The 19,018-nt window shown below is 73.5% G+C and carries 12 protein-coding genes; 3 read left to right on the top strand and 9 right to left on the bottom strand.

The genetic code is table 11. The annotated features are described in order from the left end of the window. Positions 1-44 precede the first annotated feature (44 nt). On the top strand, positions 45-800 hold the full coding sequence (locus ACF09K_RS28310; protein WP_392248166.1) for a polysaccharide deacetylase family protein: 756 nt from the start codon (positions 45-47) through the stop codon (positions 798-800). A gap of 108 nt (positions 801-908) precedes the next feature. Here the strand turns inward: ACF09K_RS28310 and ACF09K_RS28315 are convergent, their stop codons facing one another. From ACF09K_RS28315 to ACF09K_RS28335, 5 genes are all read right to left on the bottom strand, one after another. Further along, the gene (locus tag ACF09K_RS28315; RefSeq protein WP_392247961.1) at positions 909-2,183 is read right to left on the bottom strand and encodes a glycoside hydrolase family 26 protein; all 1,275 of its coding nucleotides are present in this window, start codon (positions 2,181-2,183) and stop codon (positions 909-911) included. Beyond that, positions 2,180-2,605, bottom strand: a complete 426-nt coding sequence (locus ACF09K_RS28320; RefSeq protein ID WP_392247963.1) for a hypothetical protein — start codon at positions 2,603-2,605, stop codon at positions 2,180-2,182. Before ACF09K_RS28320 ends, ACF09K_RS28315 begins: the two co-directional genes overlap by 4 nt. Then, a complete protein-coding gene (locus ACF09K_RS28325) occupies positions 2,602-4,413 on the bottom strand; it encodes a glycosyltransferase (RefSeq protein WP_392247965.1) in 1,812 nt (603 codons plus the stop codon). The genes ACF09K_RS28320 and ACF09K_RS28325 overlap by 4 nt, the downstream gene beginning before the upstream one ends. A gap of 177 nt (positions 4,414-4,590) precedes the next feature. Beyond that, positions 4,591-6,990, bottom strand: a complete 2,400-nt coding sequence (locus tag ACF09K_RS28330; protein WP_392248168.1) for a lipopolysaccharide biosynthesis protein — start codon at positions 6,988-6,990, stop codon at positions 4,591-4,593. A 355-nt stretch (positions 6,991-7,345) separates the two neighbouring features. Further along, positions 7,346-8,572 carry a DegT/DnrJ/EryC1/StrS family aminotransferase gene (locus ACF09K_RS28335; protein ID WP_392247967.1) on the bottom strand — a complete coding sequence of 409 codons (1,227 nt, stop codon included), beginning with the start codon at positions 8,570-8,572 and terminating at the stop codon, positions 7,346-7,348. A 355-nt stretch (positions 8,573-8,927) separates the two neighbouring features. Between ACF09K_RS28335 and fahA the strand changes: the two genes are divergently transcribed. Together fahA and ACF09K_RS28345 are read left to right on the top strand one after the other, a co-directional pair. Next, positions 8,928-10,253 carry a fumarylacetoacetase gene (fahA, locus tag ACF09K_RS28340; protein WP_392248170.1) on the top strand — a complete coding sequence of 442 codons (1,326 nt, stop codon included), beginning with the start codon at positions 8,928-8,930 and terminating at the stop codon, positions 10,251-10,253. Positions 10,254-10,398: 145 nt separating this feature from the next. Then, positions 10,399-11,337, top strand: coding sequence for a M56 family metallopeptidase (locus tag ACF09K_RS28345; protein WP_392247969.1), 939 nt, complete (start codon positions 10,399-10,401; stop codon positions 11,335-11,337). A 133-nt stretch (positions 11,338-11,470) separates the two neighbouring features. On the opposite strand, the gene recQ is transcribed toward ACF09K_RS28345, so the two are convergent. The 4 genes from recQ to nuoL all read right to left on the bottom strand — a co-directional run bounded on the left by recQ (position 11,471) and on the right by nuoL (position 19,017). Then, on the bottom strand, positions 11,471-13,525 hold the full coding sequence (gene recQ, locus ACF09K_RS28350; protein ID WP_392248172.1) for a DNA helicase RecQ: 2,055 nt from the start codon (positions 13,523-13,525) through the stop codon (positions 11,471-11,473). A gap of 280 nt (positions 13,526-13,805) precedes the next feature. Then, positions 13,806-15,455, bottom strand: a complete 1,650-nt coding sequence (nuoN, locus tag ACF09K_RS28355) for an NADH-quinone oxidoreductase subunit NuoN (RefSeq protein WP_392247971.1) — start codon at positions 15,453-15,455, stop codon at positions 13,806-13,808. Continuing rightward, the gene (locus ACF09K_RS28360; RefSeq protein WP_392247972.1) at positions 15,452-17,023 is read right to left on the bottom strand and encodes an NADH-quinone oxidoreductase subunit M; all 1,572 of its coding nucleotides are present in this window, start codon (positions 17,021-17,023) and stop codon (positions 15,452-15,454) included. The genes nuoN and ACF09K_RS28360 overlap by 4 nt, the downstream gene beginning before the upstream one ends. Positions 17,024-17,028: 5 nt before the next feature. After that, positions 17,029-19,017 carry an NADH-quinone oxidoreductase subunit L gene (gene nuoL, locus ACF09K_RS28365; RefSeq protein ID WP_392247974.1) on the bottom strand — a complete coding sequence of 663 codons (1,989 nt, stop codon included), beginning with the start codon at positions 19,015-19,017 and terminating at the stop codon, positions 17,029-17,031. Position 19,018: the final 1 nt, after the last annotated feature.

Below are 19,018 nucleotides of genomic sequence, written 5' to 3' on the forward strand. Positions count from 1 at the left end.
GGGCGGGCGGCGAGGCCGTGCCGGTCTTCCTCTACCACGCCGTGATGGACGAACCGCCCTCCTGGATAGCGGAGTTCACCGTCACCCCGAAGGAGTTCGCGGCGCATCTCGACGCCGTCGTCGACAGCGGCCGTACGCCCGTGACGGTGAGCGCGTTCGCCGACCACCTGGCGGGGCGGGCGCCACTGCCCGACCGGCCCGTGCTGCTGACCTTCGACGACGGGTTCGCCGACCTGCCCGGACCGACCGCCGAGGCACTGGCCGCGCGGAACCTGACCGCCACCGCCTACCTCACCACCGGCGCGATCAGCCCCGGCGGACGCAGTCTGCTGCCGCCCGCCCCGATGATGACGCTGGCCCAGGCCGCCGGGCTGGAACAGTCCGGCACGGAGGTCGGCAGCCACACCGTCACGCACGCCCAGCTCGACACCCTGCCGTCCCGTGACCTCGCCCGCGAACTGCGCGATTCGCGGGCCGTGCTGGAGGACGCACTCGGGCATCCCGTGCGCCACCTCGCCTATCCGCACGGTTACAACAGCGGGCGGGTGCGGCGCATGGCGGCCGCCGCCGGGTACGAGACGGCCACCGCCGTGCGGCACGCGCTGAGTTCGGAACGGGACGAGGCGTACCGCATCGCCCGGCTCATCGTGCGGCGCTCCCACACCGTCGCCGACGTGGAGGGCTGGCTGGCGGGCGGGGGAGCACGCGTCGCGCCGTACCGGGACGGTCCGAGGACGGTGGGGTGGCGCTGGTACCGGCGGGCCCGCGCGGTGCTGCGCGGGCCCGTGTTCGCGGGCTAGCCGCACCCGCGGCCCCACCCGCGCCTCCCCCACCCGTGCCTCCCCCACCCGTGCCCGCACCCGCGCCTCCCCCACGCGCGACCCCGCCCGGTCCGTGCGCCGTCCGGGCTATCCGAACGGCTGGTTGAGATAGGGGTCGGCGACCGCCTTGCGCAGGCCGGCCCAGGTCTCGTCGCGGGCCAGCGCGAGGTCGCAGTGCGGGCCGGGGTCGCGGTGGTTCCACTGCAGCGCGGCCTTGACGCCCGTCAGGCCCTTCAGGACCGCCGGCACCCGCGCGTACCACTGTGCCTGCCGGTCCGGCCGGGACGGGTCGTCGGCCGTACCGAACTCGGAGAGCATCAGCGGTTTGTCGTCCGAGATGTTCTCGCGGATCCACTCGTGCGTGGCCCGCTGGGTCTCGGCGAAGGAGAGCCAGCCCGTGTCGTGGCACCGGTAGTAGTTGTACTGGTTGTAGGCCACCCAGTCGACGTAGTCGTCGCCCGGGTACATCCGCTCGATCAGGCCGGCGTGCCCGAGGTAGCCGGTGGTGATCCACGTCCACACCACGTTGGTCACGCCCAGCTCCCGGAACCGGTCGTGGAGGTGACGGTAGGCGCGCACGTAGTCCTCGGGGGTGCCGCTGGCGGGCGTGCGGGTGTCCATCTCGAGGTCGAAGGAGAGGAAGACCTTCTCCCCGAACTCCCTGATCCGCGCGGCTTGGACGTCGATGACCGAGGCGTCCAGGTCACCGTCCGCGATCTGCTTCCAGGTGGGCTGCTGCGCCTTCGTGCCGCCCCACCACTTGCTCTCCCAGGACAGCAGCAGCAGGTGCTCCTCGCCGGCGACGCGCCGCTCCTCCGGGGTGAGCAGCTGCCCTTCCAGGCGGTCCCCCTGGACCAGGGACATGTCGTGGTACGTGTAGACGATGTCGAGCTTGCGGCCGATGCGCCGCTCGTAGCCGCGGACCTTCTCCGCGAGGTCGTCCTTGCCGTGCGGCACGAACGCGCCGAACCAGGCCCCGCAGGGCGGTTCGAGCAGCGCGGTCGGCGCGCACCTGCCGCCGAGGGCCGGGGGCCGCGACCCGCCCGGCCCCGGCTCGGAACCGGAGCCGTCCAGGCCGGTGCCGCCGCGCAGCAGGAGGACGACGACCAGGACGGCGCAGGCGACGGCGGCGACGGTGAGGAAGCGGGGCCGGGGCCCCGTCCGGGGCCGGGGCCGGGGGCCCGCGGAACGGAGTGTGAAGGGGCGGGGCGCGGGGCCGGGGTCGCGCGGACGCCGGTGCCGCTGAGCGCGCCCGCCGCGGGACGGTCGGCCGTCGCCGTGGAGCGGTCGGCCGTCGCCGTGGGACGGGCGGCCGTCGCCGTGGGACGGGCGGCCGTCGCCGTCGGGGTGGAGCAGCCTCACAGAGCAGAACCCTTCGCAGTCCTCGGTGGGGAGGCGCGCAGCCGCGGGCAGAACGCGGCGGCCGTGGTGAGCAGCGTGAGCGTCAGCAGGACGCGCTGCGCGCTGAAGGCGTGCGTGGCGATGAACACCGTCCCGGCGAGCAGCACGAGGGCCACGCTGACGAAGACGGCCAGCATCAGCCGTTCGAGCAGGTCGGAGTGGCGCTCGAAGGCCGGGTCCCGGCCCTCCACCGGCCCCGCGGCGGGCACCGCGGCCAACGCGGGGCCGCAGATTCCCAGCACGGCGGCGCCCGGCCCCGCCGCCAGGAAGACGACCATGGCCGCGCCCCGCAGCGCGGAGCCGTCGGGCAGCGCGAGTGCGGACAGCGCCAGCCAGCCGCCGAGCGGTGGCAGGGTCCGTACGGCCAGTTCCCGCGGTGTCATCGGTCCCTCTCCTTCAGAACGTAGGCGACCCCGGCGTCGTTCCCCGCCACCCGCTCGAACAGGGGCGAGGCGTCGACGGACCGCCGGATGCGGTCCAACTGGCCCTTTTCCAGAAGCCCGTTCATCTCGGCGTCGGCGAACTGGCCGCGGGTGAACAGCAGGTAGGCCCGGCCCGGTGACTCCACGGCGGACATGTCGCGGGCCAGTGCGGCCACCGGGTCGCGCACGATCGCGTCGACGTGTTCGCGGTCGTCGTCGAGGAACCAGTAGTGGTCCACCCTCCAGTAGTCGGCGAACGCCAGCGGGTAGTTGCGGTCGGCCGCGACGACGAGGGAGTCGTCCGGCGCCCGGTCGACGACCTGCCGCACCAGGTCCACCTCGGCCGGCGGGAAGTAGCTGATGCGGTCCTTGCCGGAGTAGCTCGGCACGAAGGCGAGCGTGCCGACGAGGAGGGCCAGCGGCGGCAGCCACAGGTGGCGGCGGGGCTCGGCCCGGCCGGACTCCTCCCTCGCCGTCGGTGTGCGCGCCTGCGGCAGCAGGGCCGCCGCGGCGAAGAAGGCCGCGCCGGGCAGCATGAACATCAGCACCCGGAAGATCATCTCGCTGCCGTAGCTGCTCGCCCCGAGCATCGGCAGGGGGGCCGCCGCGACCAGCAGCAGCGGCATCGCGCGGTGGCGCAGCACCGGCCGGCGCAGCGCGCCCACCACCGCGAGCAGCAGCACCGAGGCCGACAGCAGCCGGGCCGCCCAGGAGCCGGCCACCGCGCCGGTGCCGGTCGGGGTGGCGCCGTAGCCGGTGGAGACGTTGCCGCCGATGTCGCCGATCGAGCGGATCATGTCGGGCATCGTCGCGGAGAGGAAGGGCAGGGCGGCCGTGAGGCACCAGGCCAGGAAGATCACGGAGGCCGTGACCAGCGGGATCCTGTCGCGGTAGCGGCGCGTGAGGAAGAGGGCGGCCAGCGAGACGATCAGCATGCCGGGGGTGAGCTGGTGCGAGATGACGACGGCCACGATCAGCAGGGTGAGCAGCACCGTCCACACGGCCTGCCGCTGCCGCGCGTCGGACCGGTCGGACCGGTCGGACCGGTCGGACCGGTCGGGGCGGCCGTAGCGGCGCAGGACGACGGCCAGCACGCCGAGGTGCAGGGCGAAGGCCACGGACTGGGGGGAGAAGTAGTCCTGGCCGACCCAGTTGGCGACGCAGAAGACCCAGACCCCGGTCCAGATCAGCCGCCGGTCCTCGGTGAAGGTGCGGTAGAGCAGCAGCAGCGGGAGCAGCAGCATCAGGCCGGACACCAGCGGCCACCACGCCATGACGTGCGCGGCGGAGTCCGCGCCCAGCAGCCGCACCAGCGTGGCCTGGGCGGCGAAGAAGCCCGGCCACTGGTCGTAGACGGCCATGTCGCCGATCGCGTCCGCGTTCTCCAGCCGGCCCGCCGTCAGCAGGTGGTCGACGACCGCGTCGTGCTTCCACGCCCAGGCGTACAGGGGCGTCGGGTACAGCACCGCCTGGGTGGCGCGCTCCATCACCAGCAGGGCCACGACGTACGCCGGCGCCCAGAGGGGGTGGCGGCGCGGGCCGCGCAGCGTGGCCCAGAAGCCGACGGTGAGCAGCGCCAGTCCCGCCCAGAAGGCGGGATGCACGGCGGTGACGAGACCGAAGTCGTCGAGGTCGGAGACGTCGGTGCGGGCCATCGCCCAGCCCCACAGGGCGAGCGCGACGAGCAGCACGGACGCGGGGTGCAGCGCGGCGTGCCACCAGGGGCGTCCCGGCGGCAGGTCGGAGAGATCGGTCACGGGCTCGGGCACGTGCTCACCGCCCGCCGGACCCCGCGTGTCCGCGGCGGTCCGCGTAGGCGTGGCGGCCGGCACGTCCGCGGCGGTCGACGCGTCCGCGGCGGTCGTGGGCTCCGGTTCGGATCTCTCCCGTGGAGTGGTCGGCGGACGCACGGCGGTTCCCCCCTGGCGGTTCGGCTCTGGTCCCGATCAGTCGCGGGACGGGTCGGTGGGTGTGTTCGGGGCGGCTCGGCCGCTGCCGTCGTCCGCCCGTGCCGGGTGCGGATCCGGTACGGCTTCCGGCGGTGGCTCCGACGGCGGCTCCGGGAACGGCTCCGAGGGCGGCTCGGCACGGCGGAGCGACAGGAGCAGGAGGAGCAGGAACAGCAGGCCGAGCGTCGGCGGCGCGGCGGGCGCGAGCGCCTCTCTCCCCGCCCAGCCCCCCACGGCGGCGAGATAGACGATCCCCCAGCGCGCCTCCCACGGCAGCCGCCCGAGCGGCCCGCCGAAGAGCGGCCGGTCGCCGAAGCGCCGGCCGAAGCGGTCGAGCAGCAGCCACAGCAGCACGAGGCAGAGCAGCTGACAGACCGGCGGCACCCAGCGCAGCAGCGGGTCGGGGCCGGGAAGGCCCAGGGTCCGCGCGAAGAAATCCGCCGTACGCGTGGAGAACGCCCCGTCCAGTGCCCGTGGTTCCCGCCCGAGGGCCACGGGCACGGCGTACAGCGCGAGGACGACGGCTCCCAGTGCCGTGCCCGGCAGCCCCGCCCCGCGCCGTACCCCCAGCGTCACGGCGGCGACGAACAGCAGGAGCAGCGCTCCTCCGGCGAGCAGCGCGGGACCGGGCAGCAGGCCCAGCATCCCGCGCCCGCTCAACGGCTCGGCGAGACCGCCCGCGAGCCGGCCGCCGAGCCACGGCAGGTTCCGCAGCGCCACGGCGTAGGACACCGCGGCGCCGCCGAGGAGGACCCACAGCCCGGCGCGCAGTCGGCGCTGCCCGCGCTCGGACCAGAGGCCGTCGCTCCCCGGGCCGGGCGCCGGCCGGCCCGCCCGCCCGCCGCGCCCGGCCGGCGGTGCGCCCCGGTGCGGGCGGACGATCACCGCGAGGGTGTCCGCCTGGAGGGCCTCCCGTTCGTATCCGGGGCGGCCTATGAACAGCGCGACGGTGTCCTCGTCGCGGGCACCGCGCTCGTACGCCGTCCGGCGCGCCCAGCTCGTGCCGTATCCGGCGGCGGCGTTCAGCCGGGCCCCGCGCGCACCGCCCGCGGCCGGCGTGCCGTCGGGTGCGGGCGCGGTCCCGGGTGCGGGCGCGGACACAGTGGGGGCCGCGGTGACGGTCGCGGTCACGGCGGCCGGGACGGGACGGTCGGCAGGCGAGGCGTCAGCCAGGACGGGACGGTCGGCAGGTGGCCGGTCGCCCTCGCGGAGCGCCGTCCGCAGCCCGACGACCGACACGACGGCGATCAGCGACATGCTCAGCAGCACCGCCCAGCCCGCGCCCGCGATCCCGGCCGGGGTGAACAGCACGGCCGCGCTGCCCAGGACCAGCGTGCACATGGCGCCCTGGAGCGCGGCGAGCACGCCGGTGCGGCCCTGCACGCGCAGCACCCCGATGTACAGCTCCACCACGACCCGTGGCAGCGCCCCGGCCGCCAGCAACCGCAGCACGGTGGTGCCGTGTTCGGCGTAGTCCTCGTCGAACGGCAGCAGGATCTGCGGCGCGAACACCACCAGCACCAGCACCACCGGAACCAGCAGCAGCGTCATCCGGCGCAGCGCCCCGCGGACGCCTTCGGCGAGCCGGCGCGGGTCGTGCGCGGCGTGGGCGGTGAGGGAGGAGGCCATGTTGATGGCCATGAACTCCATCGTGCCGCCGACGGTGTACGCCACGTAGAAGTAGCCGTTCTCCGCCGCGCTGAAGCGGACGGCGACCATCACCGGCAGCAGGTTGATCATCGCCAGGCTGAACAGCGCGCCGAGCGAGTCCCCGGCCAGGAACCGGCCCATCTCACGGGCCCCGGGGGGTTCCAGGTCCCGGTCGGCCGCGGCCTGGCGCGGGATGAGCCTGCGGAAGATCAGCCAGCCCAGCGGCACCGTCGACAGGGCGATGGCGGCGGCCCAGGACACGAAGATCCCGAGCGCCGGCAGTACGGTGGCGAAGACGGCCAGCAGGACCAGCTTGCCGACCGAGAACACCGCGTTGCCGACCGGGACCCATCCGGACCTGCGCAGTCCGGTCAGCACCCCGTCCTGGAGGGTGAGCAGCGCCCAGGCCACGCACGCGACGACGAACGCCGCCCCGGCGACCGGCGTGCCGAGCGGCGCGTACGACGCCCCCCACGTGTCGAGCGTGAGCAGGAAGACGACGGCGGCGACGGCGACCACCACCGAACTCGCCGCGTACGCCCGCCGCACCAGGGACCCGGTCGCCCGTCCCGCGCGCGGGACGAAGCGGACGACCGCGCCGATCATCGTCGTCGCCGTGATGCTGGCCAGCAGACGCATCGCGGCGATCGCCGCGGAGCCCTGCCCGACGGCCTCCTCGGTGTAGTAGCGGGCGGCCACGAGCCAGAAGCCGAGGCCGAGCACGGCGGAGACGCCGGTGCTGAGCATCAGGAAGTAGGCGTTCCGGAACAGCGGGTCGGAGCCCCGCCCGCCGCCGGGACCACCCGCCCGCGCCTCGGCACCGGCCCCGGCGCGCCCCCCGGCCCCGGCTCCGGTTCCGGCCCCGGCCCCGGCGGACGCCCCGGCTCCGACGGACACCCCGACTTCCGTGGACACTTCGGCTCCCGTGGACGCTCCGGTTCCGGCGGCCACCCCTGCCCCGGCGGACGCCCCGGCTCCCGTGAGCGCTCTGGCCCCGGCGGCCGCCCCTGCTCCGGCGGAGGTCATCACTTCGGCGGACGTCACATCTTCGGCGCCGGCCCGCGCTCCGGCCGAGGCCGCCGCGTGTGTTCCGGCCCGGGTGTCAGCCACGGGCGGGCTCCAGCCCTCCCGGCGCCCCGGCCGGCCGCGCGCCGGACTCCTCCAGTACGTCGACGACCCGGCGGGCCCGCAGCGGATCGACCGGCAGCGCGTGCCGGGCGAACCACCGGGCCCCCGTCGGATCCGGCGAGAGGTCGGTGAAGCCGGCGCCCGCGTAGTCGTCGAGCGGCGGGTCGTAGAGGTATCCGACGACGATGCCCCGCCGCGCGAGGGCCGCGATCGCGGCGTCCCGGTCGGCGACGAACAGGGGGACCCGGAAGAGGGGTTGGGGGTCGCGCCGGACCGGCCGCGCCCACGGCGTGGACAGCAGGTGCTCCGTGCCCGCCCGGCAGGCGGCCAGGACCTCGTCGAGGCGGTCGAGCCCGCGCCCGATCCGCCCCAGGCGCAGCCTTCCGGAACGCAACCGGTAGTCGTGCATGTCGACCCGGATCCAGGGGTCGCTCGCGGCGAGGTCGGGCGCGGCACCGACCGCCCCGGCCAGTGCCCCGGGCCGCAACGGCATCCGGATCCCCTCGCGCTCCGTCAGCCCGAGCAGCCGCATCGTGGCCCACGCGGCCCGCCGCAGCCGCAGCCCGCGCACCGCCGCCTCCGCGTACGGCCGGACGGCGTAGGCCAGTTCGGCCGTGAGCCGGCCCGGCAGCAGCAGGTCCTCGCAGGTCCTCTCCAGGGTTCCGCGCAGGCCCGGGTCGGCACAGGACAGGAAACCGCCCGCCTGGGCGCCGACGTGCTTGGACAGGCTGAAGACGGAGGCGTCGCCCCAGGCCCCGACCGGCCGGCCGCCCACTTCGCTGCCGATGGCGTGCGCCCCGTCCTCGAACAGCGGGATGCCCGACGCGTCGCACTTCGCGCGCAGCCGCGGCGTGTCGTCCGGATTGCCGTACAGGTTCGTCGTCAGCACCGCGGACAGCGACCCCCACAGGTCGTCCGGTACCGCGTCGACGTCGATCGACGCGTCCAGCGGGTTCAACGGCGCCTGCACGGGCCTGAGCCCGGCCGCGAGCACGACGAAGAAGATCACGTCGTCGTTCACCGGCGACATCAGCACCCGCCCGCCCGGCGGGCACCAGTGGCGCAGGGCCACGAACAGCCCGAACCGGCACGACGGCACGTACACGCATTCCCGGCCGAGCCTGCCGCGCATGGTCTCTTCCAGCCGTTCCGGCCGTGGAACATGCCGCGCCGACGCGAGTCCGGCCTCCCCTGTGGCCATCCGCCCCCCATGTGCCGTGGGAACGCCTCCTCCCCGAGGCCTTCCGGCACCCGCCCAGAGTCTCCCCTTTCGCACCGCTCCGTCAAGATTGCGGACCGGGCCGTGGACGACCTGCCGTGTCCGGACGGACGCGGAGCGCTCCGGCCGGGCCGCCCGGCCCGCGGTCCCCGGTGGCGCTCCCGTGTCGCCGCGGTGTCCCTTCCGCGAGGTCGGCCGTAACGTGTGCCGCGGCTCGGCGCACCCGCAGAGCACCCGCGGAGCACCTGCGCATGACCGGCCCGGCCATGGCGAACGCAGGCGCAGACCTGGCGAACAGATGGCGAGCACGAAAGTGAGGCAGCACCCGATGCCCCCCTTGGCCCCCTTCGACCTCCCCGAGGGCGACCCCTTCGGTCCGCACAACCTCCCGTACGGCGTCTTCTCCCTGTCCGACCCCGCCTCCGGCGCCGGCTCCGACTCCAGCCCCGGCTCCGACCCGCATGCCGAGCCCCGACCGGACTCCGGCTCCGGCTCCGGCTCCGGCTCCGGCTCCGGCTCCGGCTCCGGCTCCGGGCAGCGGACCGTCGGCGTCCGGCTCGGCGACCACGTGCTCGACGCCGGTGCGGCGGCCCGGGCCCTCGGCTCCCCGCACGCCGCCCTGCTCGGCCGGCCGACCCTCAACCCGCTGCTGGCGGCGGGCCGTACGGTCTGGTCCGAGGTGCGCGGCGCCCTGACCGAGTGGGTCACGGACCCCTCCCACCGGCAGACGCTGCTCCCCTTCCTGCACCCCCTCTCCTCGGTGACCCTGCATCTGCCGTTCGAGGTGGCCGACTACGTCGACTTCTACGCCTCCGAGCACCACGCCCGGAACGCGGGCGCCGTCTTCCGCCCGGACGCCGCGGACCCCCTCCCGCCGAACTGGAAGCACCTGCCGATCGGCTACCACGGCCGCGCCGGCACGGTCGTGGTCTCGGGCACGGACGTCGTCCGCCCCTCGGGCCAGCGCAAGGCGCCCACCGACCCGGCCCCCGTCTTCGGCCCCACCCGGCGGCTCGACATCGAGGCCGAGGTCGGCTTCGTGGTGGGCACGCCGTCGCGGCAGGGACACCCGGTGCCGCTGACCGGCTTCCGCGAGCACGTCTTCGGCCTGTGCCTCCTCAACGACTGGTCCGCCCGCGACATCCAGGGCTGGGAGTACGCCCCCCTCGGCCCCTTCCTCGGGAAGTCCTTCGCCACCTCGGTGTCGGCGTGGATCACCCCGCTGGAGGCGCTGGAGGAGGCGCGGCTGTCACCCCCCGAACGCACCCACCCCCTGCTGCCCTACCTCGACGACTCCGCCACCGAGCCCGCCGGGTACGACCTGCGCATCTCGGTCGCCGTCAACGGCCACGTCGTCTCCGAGCCCCCCTTCTCCACCATGTACTGGACGGCCGCCCAGCAACTCGCCCACATGACGGTCAACGGGGCCTCCCTGCGCACCGGCGACCTCTACGGTTCCGGCACGGTGAGCGGCCCGGCCGAGAACCAGCGCGGTTCCCTGCTGGAGCTGACCTGGAACGGCCGCGACCCCCTGGAACTCCCCGACGGCAAGCGGGCGTACCTGGAGGACGGGGACGTGGTGACCCTGTCGGCCTGGGCTCCCGGTCCGGGCGGGCTGCGGGTCGGTCTGGGCGAGGTGAGCGGGCGGGTCCGCACGGGCTGACTCCGGCCGTTCCCGCCGTCATACTGGCGGCGGGAACGGTTCCCGCCCCGGACCCGCCGCACCCGCCGCACCCACCGTCCCGGAGCGCGGAACCGCCCGTCGCCACCGACCCGTTCTCCCCGACCAGGATCCGGAGCCCGCAGCCATGACCCTCTGCCTGCTCCTGTTGAGCGTCGTCGCCCTGACGGCCGCCGTGCCGGTCCCGCGCGCGCTGACCCGGGCCGAGTGGCCCGAGCGGGAGCCGGTGGTGGCGCTGTGGGTGTGGCAGTGCCTGGTCGCCACGGTGCTGCTGTGCTGTCTGACGGCGCTCGCGCTGGGGGCGGCCGCCGTCTTCCACACCGTCCGCGTCCAGCTCTTCGCCCCGGCACCACCGGCCGTGACGGAGGCCTACGACCTCTCGGCCGCCCCGGTGTGGGCGACGGTGCTCACGCTGCTGCTGGCCTGCGGCGCCGCCTGGACCACCGCGATGCTCGCCCGCGAGCTGGTCGAGGCCCGTCGGCGCCGCGGTCTGGCCCGCGCCCACCTGCGGGAGCGCGCGCCCGACCTGCCCGCGGGACTGCCTCCCGCCCGGGGTCCCCTGCTGGTGCTCGAGGACGACTACCCGGACGCCTGGTGGATGCCCGGCAGTCCGTCCCGGCTGGTCGTGACCACCGGTGCCCTGCACCGCCTCACCTCCCACCAGATCGACGCGGTCCTCGCCCACGAACGGGGTCACGCCCGCGCCCACCACGACTGGCTGCTGCACCTGTCGACGGCCCTGGCCACCGGGTTCCCGCGCGTCCCGCTGTTCGCCCACTTCTGCGACCAGACCCACCGCCTGGTCGAGCTCTCCGCCGACGACACGGCCTCCCGCCGCTGCGGTCACCTCACGACGGCCCTCGCGCTGATCGAGCTGAACCAGCACCGGGGCGTCCTGTCCTGCGCGTCCTCCCACCGCCTGCTGGGCGAACGCGTGGACCGTCTCCTCCAGCCGCCCCCGCGGCTGCTGCGCAGGCACCGGGCCCTGACGACGGCCGTGGCGGCACTGGTCCCCCTGCTCCCGCTGCTGATCACCTTCGCCCCGGGACTGACCGCACTGAGCTGAGCCCTGACCGGGGACGACCGCGGCCCGGCATCCCGGTCCGGCATCCCGGCCCGCGGTCCCGTGCCCGTTCTCCCCCACACGGTCCGCGGCACGCGGCCCGCTCCCCGTTCTCCCGCACACGGTCTCCGGTCGTCTATCTCCAGTCCTCGTCCTCGGGTTCCGGTTCCTCGTCCATCTCGGGCCAGTGGTCGTCGGCCCCGTCGGCGGAGGGCGCCCCGCCCGCGGCGGACCCGGCGACGGAAGCCCTCCCAAAGCCCTGGTCCGGGGCGGCGTCGGACGCCGGGCCCGGGGCCTCGCCCAGGGAGCTCAGCACGCCGACGACTCCCTCCCCGTACGTCGCCAGCTTCTTCTCGCCGACCCCGCTGATCCCGCCCAGCTCCCGCACCGACGTCGGCCAGGCCGTGGCGATCTCCCGCAGCGTGGCGTCGTGGAAGATGACGTACGCCGGCACGCCCTGCTCGCGGGCCTGTTCCGCGCGCCAGGCGCGCAGGGCCTCGAAGGCGGGGAGCAGGGCCTCGGGCAGTTCGACCGCGGCGGCCTTCGCCTTGCCCCTGCCCGTGGAGGAACCCGCCGACGCCTTCGCCGTGACCGGCTTCTTCGGCTCCTTGCGCAGCGGCACCTCGCGCTCGCGGCGCAGTACCTCACCGCTGGATTCCGTGAGCACCAGCGTGCCGTAGTCCCCCTCGACGGCGAGCAGCCCCTGTGCCAGCAACTGCCGTACGACACCGCGCCATTCGGCCTCGGACAGCTCCTCGCCGATGCCGAACACCGACAGCTGGTCGTGGTCGAACTGGATCACCTTGGCCGTGCGCCTGCCCATGAGGATGTCGACGATCTGCACCGCCCCGAACTTCTGGCCGCGCTCCCGCTGCAACCGCACCACCGTCGACAGCACCTTCTGTGCCGCGACCGTGCCGTCCCAGGTCTCCGGTGGCGTGAGGCAGGTGTCGCAGTTGCCGCAGCCCTTCGGGTCCGGTTCCTGGCCGAAGTAGGCCAGGAGCTGTCCGCGGCGGCACCGGACGGTCTCGCACAGTGCCAGCATCGAGTCGAGGTGGGCGGCGGCCCGGCGCCGGAACGCCTCGTCGCCCTCGCTCGACTGGATCATCTTGCGCTGCTGTATGACGTCGTTGAGGCCGTAGGCCATCCAGGCCGTCGAGGGCAGTCCGTCCCGGCCCGCGCGGCCCGTCTCCTGGTAGTAGCCCTCGATCGACTTGGGCAGGTCGACGTGGGCGACGAACCGCACGTCCGGCTTGTCGATGCCCATGCCGAAGGCGATGGTCGCGCACACGACCAGGCCTTCCTCCCGCAGGAACCGCGACTGGTGCGCCGCGCGGGTGCCCGCGTCCAGGCCGGCGTGGTACGGCACGGCCTCGATGCCGTTGCGGGAGAGGAACTCGGCGGTCTTCTCCACGGAGTTGCGCGACAGGCAGTAGACGATGCCCGCGTCGCCCGCGTGCTCCTCGCGGAGGAAGCTCAGCAGCTGCTTCCTGGGGTCGGCCTTCGGCACGATCCGGTACTGGATGTTGGGCCGGTCGAAGCTCGCGACGAAGTGGCGGGCCGCCGGCATGCGCAGCCTCTGCGTGATCTCCTGGTGCGTCGCGTCGGTGGCCGTGGCGGTGAGCGCGATCCGCGGGACGTCGGGCCAGCGCTCGCCCAGCAGGGAGAGGGTGAGGTAGTCGGGGCGGAAGTCGTGCCCCCACTGGGAGACGCAGTGGGCCTCGTCGATGGCGAAGACGGCGATCTTGCCGCGCGACAGCAGGTTCAGCGTGGCGTCCAGGCGCAGCCGCTCCGGTGCCAGGTAGAGCAGGTCCAGCTCGCCGGCCAGGAACTCGGCCTCGACCGTGCGCCGCTCGTCGAAGTCCTGCGTGGAGTTCATGAACCCGGCCCGCACGCCCAGGGCCCGCAGCGCGTCGACCTGGTCCTGCATCAGCGCGATCAGCGGGGAGACGACGACGCCCGTGCCCGGCCGGACCAGGGAGGGGATCTGGTAGCACAGCGACTTGCCGCCGCCGGTCGGCATGAGGACGACCGCGTCCCCGCCGGCCACCACGTGTTCGATGACCTCGCCCTGCTCGCCCCGGAAGGCTTCGTACCCGAAGACCCGGTGGAGCGTGGCCAGCGCCTCGCTCTCCGTGCCCGGCATCTCGGTGGTTCCTGGCATCTCCCTGATCCCGCCCGTTCCTCGCATCGTCCCGTCCCCCGTACGTCGTCCCTCGACCACTGCGTCCACGATAGGGGGCGGGACCGACACCGTCGGAGTTGTCCACAGGCCCGCGGTGATCCGCCGGCCTCGCGGTGCCGGTGCCCCGACCGCACGGACCGGCCGGAACCCCGCCGGACGCCCACCGGCCGGAACCCCACCGGACGCGCTCCGGTCCGGACGGCCCCGGCACGGGCGAGGGCCCCGGCACGGACGGGCCCCGGCTCCCTCCGCGGGGAGCCGGGGCCCGTCGCACACGCTCCGCGGGTCAGCGCACGAACACCCCCGCCTGGCTCGCCAGGTCCAGGAAGTACTGCGGCGCCACGCCGAGCACCAGGGTGACCGCCACGCCCACCCCGATCGTCGTCATCGTCAGGGGTGACGGCACGGCGACGGTGGGGCCCTCGGGCCGCGGCTCGCTGAAGAACATCAGGACGATGACGCGGATGTAGAAGAACGCGGCGATCGCCGACGAGATCACACCGACCACGACGAGCGGCGCCGCACCGCCCTCCGCCGCCGCCTTGAACACGGCGAACTTGCCCGCGAACCCGGAGGTCAGCGGGATGCCGGCGAAGGCCAGCAGGAACACCGCGAACACGGCCGCCACCAGCGGCGACCGACGGCCCAGCCCGGCCCACTTGGACAGGTGCGTCGCCTCGCCGCCGGCGTCCCGCACCAGCGTCACCACGGCGAACGCGCCGATCGTCACGAACGAGTACGCGGCCAGGTAGAACAGGACCGACGAGACGCCGTCCGGCGTGGTCGCGATGACACCCGCGAGGATGAACCCGGCGTGCGCGATCGACGAGTACGCCAGCAGCCGCTTGATGTCGGTCTGGGTGATCGCGACGATCGCGCCGCCCAGCATGGTGACGACGGCGACGCCCCACATGACCGGCCGCCAGTCCCAGCGCAGGCCCGGCAGCACCACGTAGAGGATCCGCAGCAGCGCGCCGAAGGCGGCCACCTTGGTGGCGGCGGCCATGAAGCCGGTGACGGGGGTCGGCGCGCCCTGGTAGACGTCCGGCGTCCACATGTGGAACGGCACGGCGCCCACCTTGAACAGCAGCCCCATGACGATCATCGCGGCGCCGATGAGCAGCAGCACGTCGTTGCCCATGGTGTCGGCGAGGGCCGGGCTGACGTTCGCGACCGTGCCGTCGACGACCTGCGCGATCGTCGCGTACGACACCGAGCCGGCGTACCCGTACAGCAGGGCGATGCCGAACAGGGTGAACGCGGAGGCGAAGGAGCCGAGCAGGAAGTACTTGACCGCCGCCTCCTGGGACAGCAGCCGCTTGCGGCGGGCCAGCGCGCACAGCAGGTACAGCGGCAGCGAGAAGACCTCCAGGGCGATGAAGAGGGTCAGCAGGTCGTTGGCCGCCGGGAAGACCAGCATGCCCGCGACGGCGAACAGCAGCAGCGGGAAGACCTCGGTGGTGGTGAAGCCCGCCCTGACCGCCGCCTTCTCGCTGTCGCTGCCCGGCACGGAGGCGGCCTGGGCGGCGAAGGAGTCGACGCGGCTGCCGTGCGCCTCGGGGTCGAGCCGCCGTTCGGCGAAGGTGAACAGTCCCACCAGGGCGGCCAGCAGGATCGTGCCCTGGAGGAACAGGGCCGGTCCGTCGACCGCGATCGCGCCCATCGCCGCGATGTGCGCCCTGGTGGTGCCGTATCCGTCCGCGGCCAGCGCCACCACCGCGGCGAACGCGGCGATCAACGCGAGCACGGAGAGGAACAGTTGGGCGTGGTAGCGGGACCGGCGCGGCACGAACGCCTCGACCAGGATCCCGACGACGGCCGCGCCCACGACGATCAGGGTGGGCGACAGCTGTGCGTATTCGATCTTCGGCGCGTCGATCTTCGAGATCGGGTCGGCCGCGGTTGTCCACAGACTGTGGACGGCTGCTGTGCTCACTTGGCCGCCTCCACCTCGGGCCGGGGGTCCTTCTTGTGTACGTCGGACAGCGTCTGCCTGACCGCCGGGTCGACGATGTCCGTGACGGGCTTCGGGTAGACGCCCAGGAAGATCAGCAGGACGATCAGCGGGGCGACGACCATCAGCTCACGCGGGCGGAGGTCCGGCATCGCGGCGACCTCGGGCCTGACGGGACCGGTCATCGTCCTCTGGTAGAGGACGAGGGTGTAGAGCGCGGCGAGGACGATGCCGAACGTGGCGACGATGCCGATCACCGGATAGCGCGAGAACGTCCCCACCAGGACCAGGAACTCGCTCACGAACGGTGCCAGTCCCGGCAGCGACAGGGTCGCGAGGCCGCCGATCAGGAAGGTGCCGGCCAGCACGGGGGCGACCTTCTGCACGCCGCCGTAGTCGGCGATGAGCCGCGAGCCGCGCCGCGAGATGAGGAAGCCGGCGACCAGCATCAGGGCGGCCGTCGAGATGCCGTGGTTGACCATGTAGAGCGTCGCGCCCGACTGGCCCTGGCTGGTCATCGCGAAGATGCCCAGGATGATGAAGCCGAAGTGCGAGATCGACGCGTACGCCACCAGCCGCTTGATGTCCCGCTGCCCGACGGCGAGCAGCGCGCCGTAGATGATGCTGATCACGGCGAGGACGAGGACCACGGGCGTGGCCCACTTGCTGGCCTCCGGGAAGAGCTGGAGGCAGAAGCGCAGCATCGCGAAGGTGCCGACCTTGTCGACGACCGCCGTGATGAGGACGGCGACCGGGGTGGTGGCCTCCCCCATGGCGTTGGGCAGCCAGGTGTGGAGCGGCCACAGGGGTGCCTTCACGGCGAAGGCGAAGAAGAAGCCGAGGAACAGCCAGCGTTCGGTGTTCGTCGCCATGTCGAGCGAGCCGTCGGCCCGGGCCTCGGCGATCTCCGTCAGCGAGAAGTTCCCGGCGGCCACGTACAGCCCGATCACCGCGGCCAGCATGATCAGTCCGCCGGCCAGGTTGTAGAGGAGGAACTTCACGGCCGCGTACGACCGCTGGGTGGACGCCACCTCCTCGCCGTGCTCGTGGGCCCGGTCCCCGAAGCCGCCGATGAGGAAGTACATCGGGATCAGCATGGCTTCGAAGAAGATGTAGAACAGGAAGACGTCGGTGGCCTCGAAGGAGATGATCACCATCGCCTCGACGGCGAGGACCAGGGCGAAGAAGCCCTGCGTCGGCCGCCACCGCCGGCTGCCGGTCTCCATCGGGTCTGCGTCGTGCCAGCTCGCGAGGATGATGAACGGGATCAGCAGCGCCGTGAGCGCGATGAGCGCCACCGCGATGCCGTCCACGCCGAGTTCGTACCGGACGCCGAACTCGGCGATCCAGGAGTGGGACTCGGTGAGCTGGTAGCGGTCGCCGTCCGGGTCGAAGCGGACCAGGACGACGATCGCGAGGACGAGCGTGGCGAGGGAGAACAGCAGCGCCAGCGTCTTGGCGGCGTTGCGCCGCGCGGCCGGGACGGCGGCCGTGGCGACCGCCCCGATCGCGGGGAGCGCCGCCGTCGCTGTCAGCAGGGGAAAGGACATCGGTATCAGACCGCCCTCATCAGCAGGGTGGCGGCGATGAGGACCGCCGCACCGCCGAACATCGAGACCGCGTACGACCGCGCGAAGCCGTTCTGGAGCTTGCGCAGGCGTCCGGAGAGGCCGCCGACCGAGGCCGCCGTGCCGTTGACGACGCCGTCGACCAGGGTGTGGTCGACGTACACCAGGGACCGGGTGAGGTGTTCGCCGCCGCGGACCAGGACGACGTGGTTGAAGTCGTCCTGGAGGAGGTCGCGCCGGGCGGCCCGGGTGAGCAGGGAGCCGCGCGGGGCGACGACCGGGACGGGGCGGCGGCCGTACTGGAGGTAGGCGACCGCGACGCCGATCACCAGCACCACCATGGTGGCGAGGGTGACCGTGAGGGCGCTGACCGGCGCGTCGCCGTGGCTGTGGCCCGTGACGGGCTCCAGCCAGTGCAGGAAGCGGTCGCCGATGCTGAAGAAGGCGCCGGCGAACACCGATCCGAAGGCCAGCACGATCATCGGGACCGTCATGGACCTCGGGGACTCGTGCGGGTGCGGCTCCGCCGTCGCGGCGGCGTGACCGGACGCGGCCTCACCGCCGTGCGCGGCGGCGGGCTCGGCGCTCGGCGCCTCGGGTGAACGCGTGGGCCGGTTCTTCCAGCGCTCCTCGCCGAAGAACGTCATCAGCATCACGCGCGTCATGTAGTACGCCGTGATGGCCGCGCCCAGCAGCGCGCAGCCGCCGAGGATCCAGCCCTCGGTGCCGCCCTTGGCGAAGGCGGCCTCGATGATCTTGTCCTTGGAGAAGAAGCCGGACAGCCCCGGGAAGCCGATGATGGCGAGGTAGCCCAGGCCGAACGTGATGAAGGTGACCGGCATGTACTTCCGCAGGCCGCCGTACTTGCGCATGTCGACCTCGTCGTTCATGCCGTGCATGACCGAACCGGCGCCGAGGAACAGGCCGGCCTTGAAGAAGCCGTGCGTCACGAGGTGCATGATCGCGAAGACGTAGCCGATGGGGCCGAGGCCGGCCGCCAGCACCATGTAGCCGATCTGCGACATGGTCGAGCCGGCCAGGGCCTTCTTGATGTCGTCCTTCGCGCAACCGACGATCGCACCGAACAGGAGCGTGACGGCGCCGACGATCGTGACGACGAGCTGTGCGTCGGGCGCCAGGTTGAAGATCGCCGCGGAGCGGACGATCAGGTAGACGCCGGCGGTCACCATCGTGGCCGCGTGGATGAGGGCCGAGACGGGCGTCGGGCCCTCCATGGCGTCCCCGAGCCAGGACTGCAGCGGCACCTGGGCGGACTTGCCGCAGGCCGCGAGCAGCAGCATCAGGGCGATCGCGGTGAGCGTGCCCTCGCTCGCCCCGCCGGCGAGGCCGGCCTCCTCGGGCGTGCCGAGCAGGGGGCCGAAGGCGAAGGTGCCGAAGGTGGTGAACATCAGCATGACGGCGATCGACAGGCCCACGTCACCGACGCGGTTGACCAGGAAGGCCTTCTTCGCCGCGGTGGCGGCGCTGGGCTTGTGCTGCCAGAAGCCGATCAGCAGGTAGGAGGCGAGGCCGACGCCCTCCCAGCCGACGTACAGCAGCAGGTAGTTGTCGGCGAGGACGAGGAGGAGCATCGCCGCCAGGAACAGGTTCAGGTAGCCGAAGAAGCGGCGGCGGCGCTCGTCGTGCTCCATGTACCCGATCGAGTACAGGTGGATCAGCGAGCCGACGCCCGTGATCAGCAGGACGAACGTCATCGACAGCTGGTCGACGCGGAAGGCGGCGTCCGCCTGGAAGCCCTCGACCGGGATCCAGCTGAACAGGTGTTGCGTGAGCGTCCGGTCCTCGGCGTCCCTGCCGAGCAGGTCGGCGAAGAGGACGAGGCCGATCACGAAGGAGACGGCCGCCAGCAGTGTGCCGAGCCAGTGGCCGACGGCGTCGAGCCGCCGGCCGCCGACCAGGAGGACGGCCGCTCCGAGCAGGGGCGCCGCGATCAGCAGCGCAATCAGGTTCTCCACG

Origin of the sequence: Streptomyces sp. NPDC014882, assembly GCF_043081325.1 — a bacterium.
In the GTDB taxonomy this organism is placed as follows: domain Bacteria; phylum Actinomycetota; class Actinomycetes; order Streptomycetales; family Streptomycetaceae; genus Streptomyces.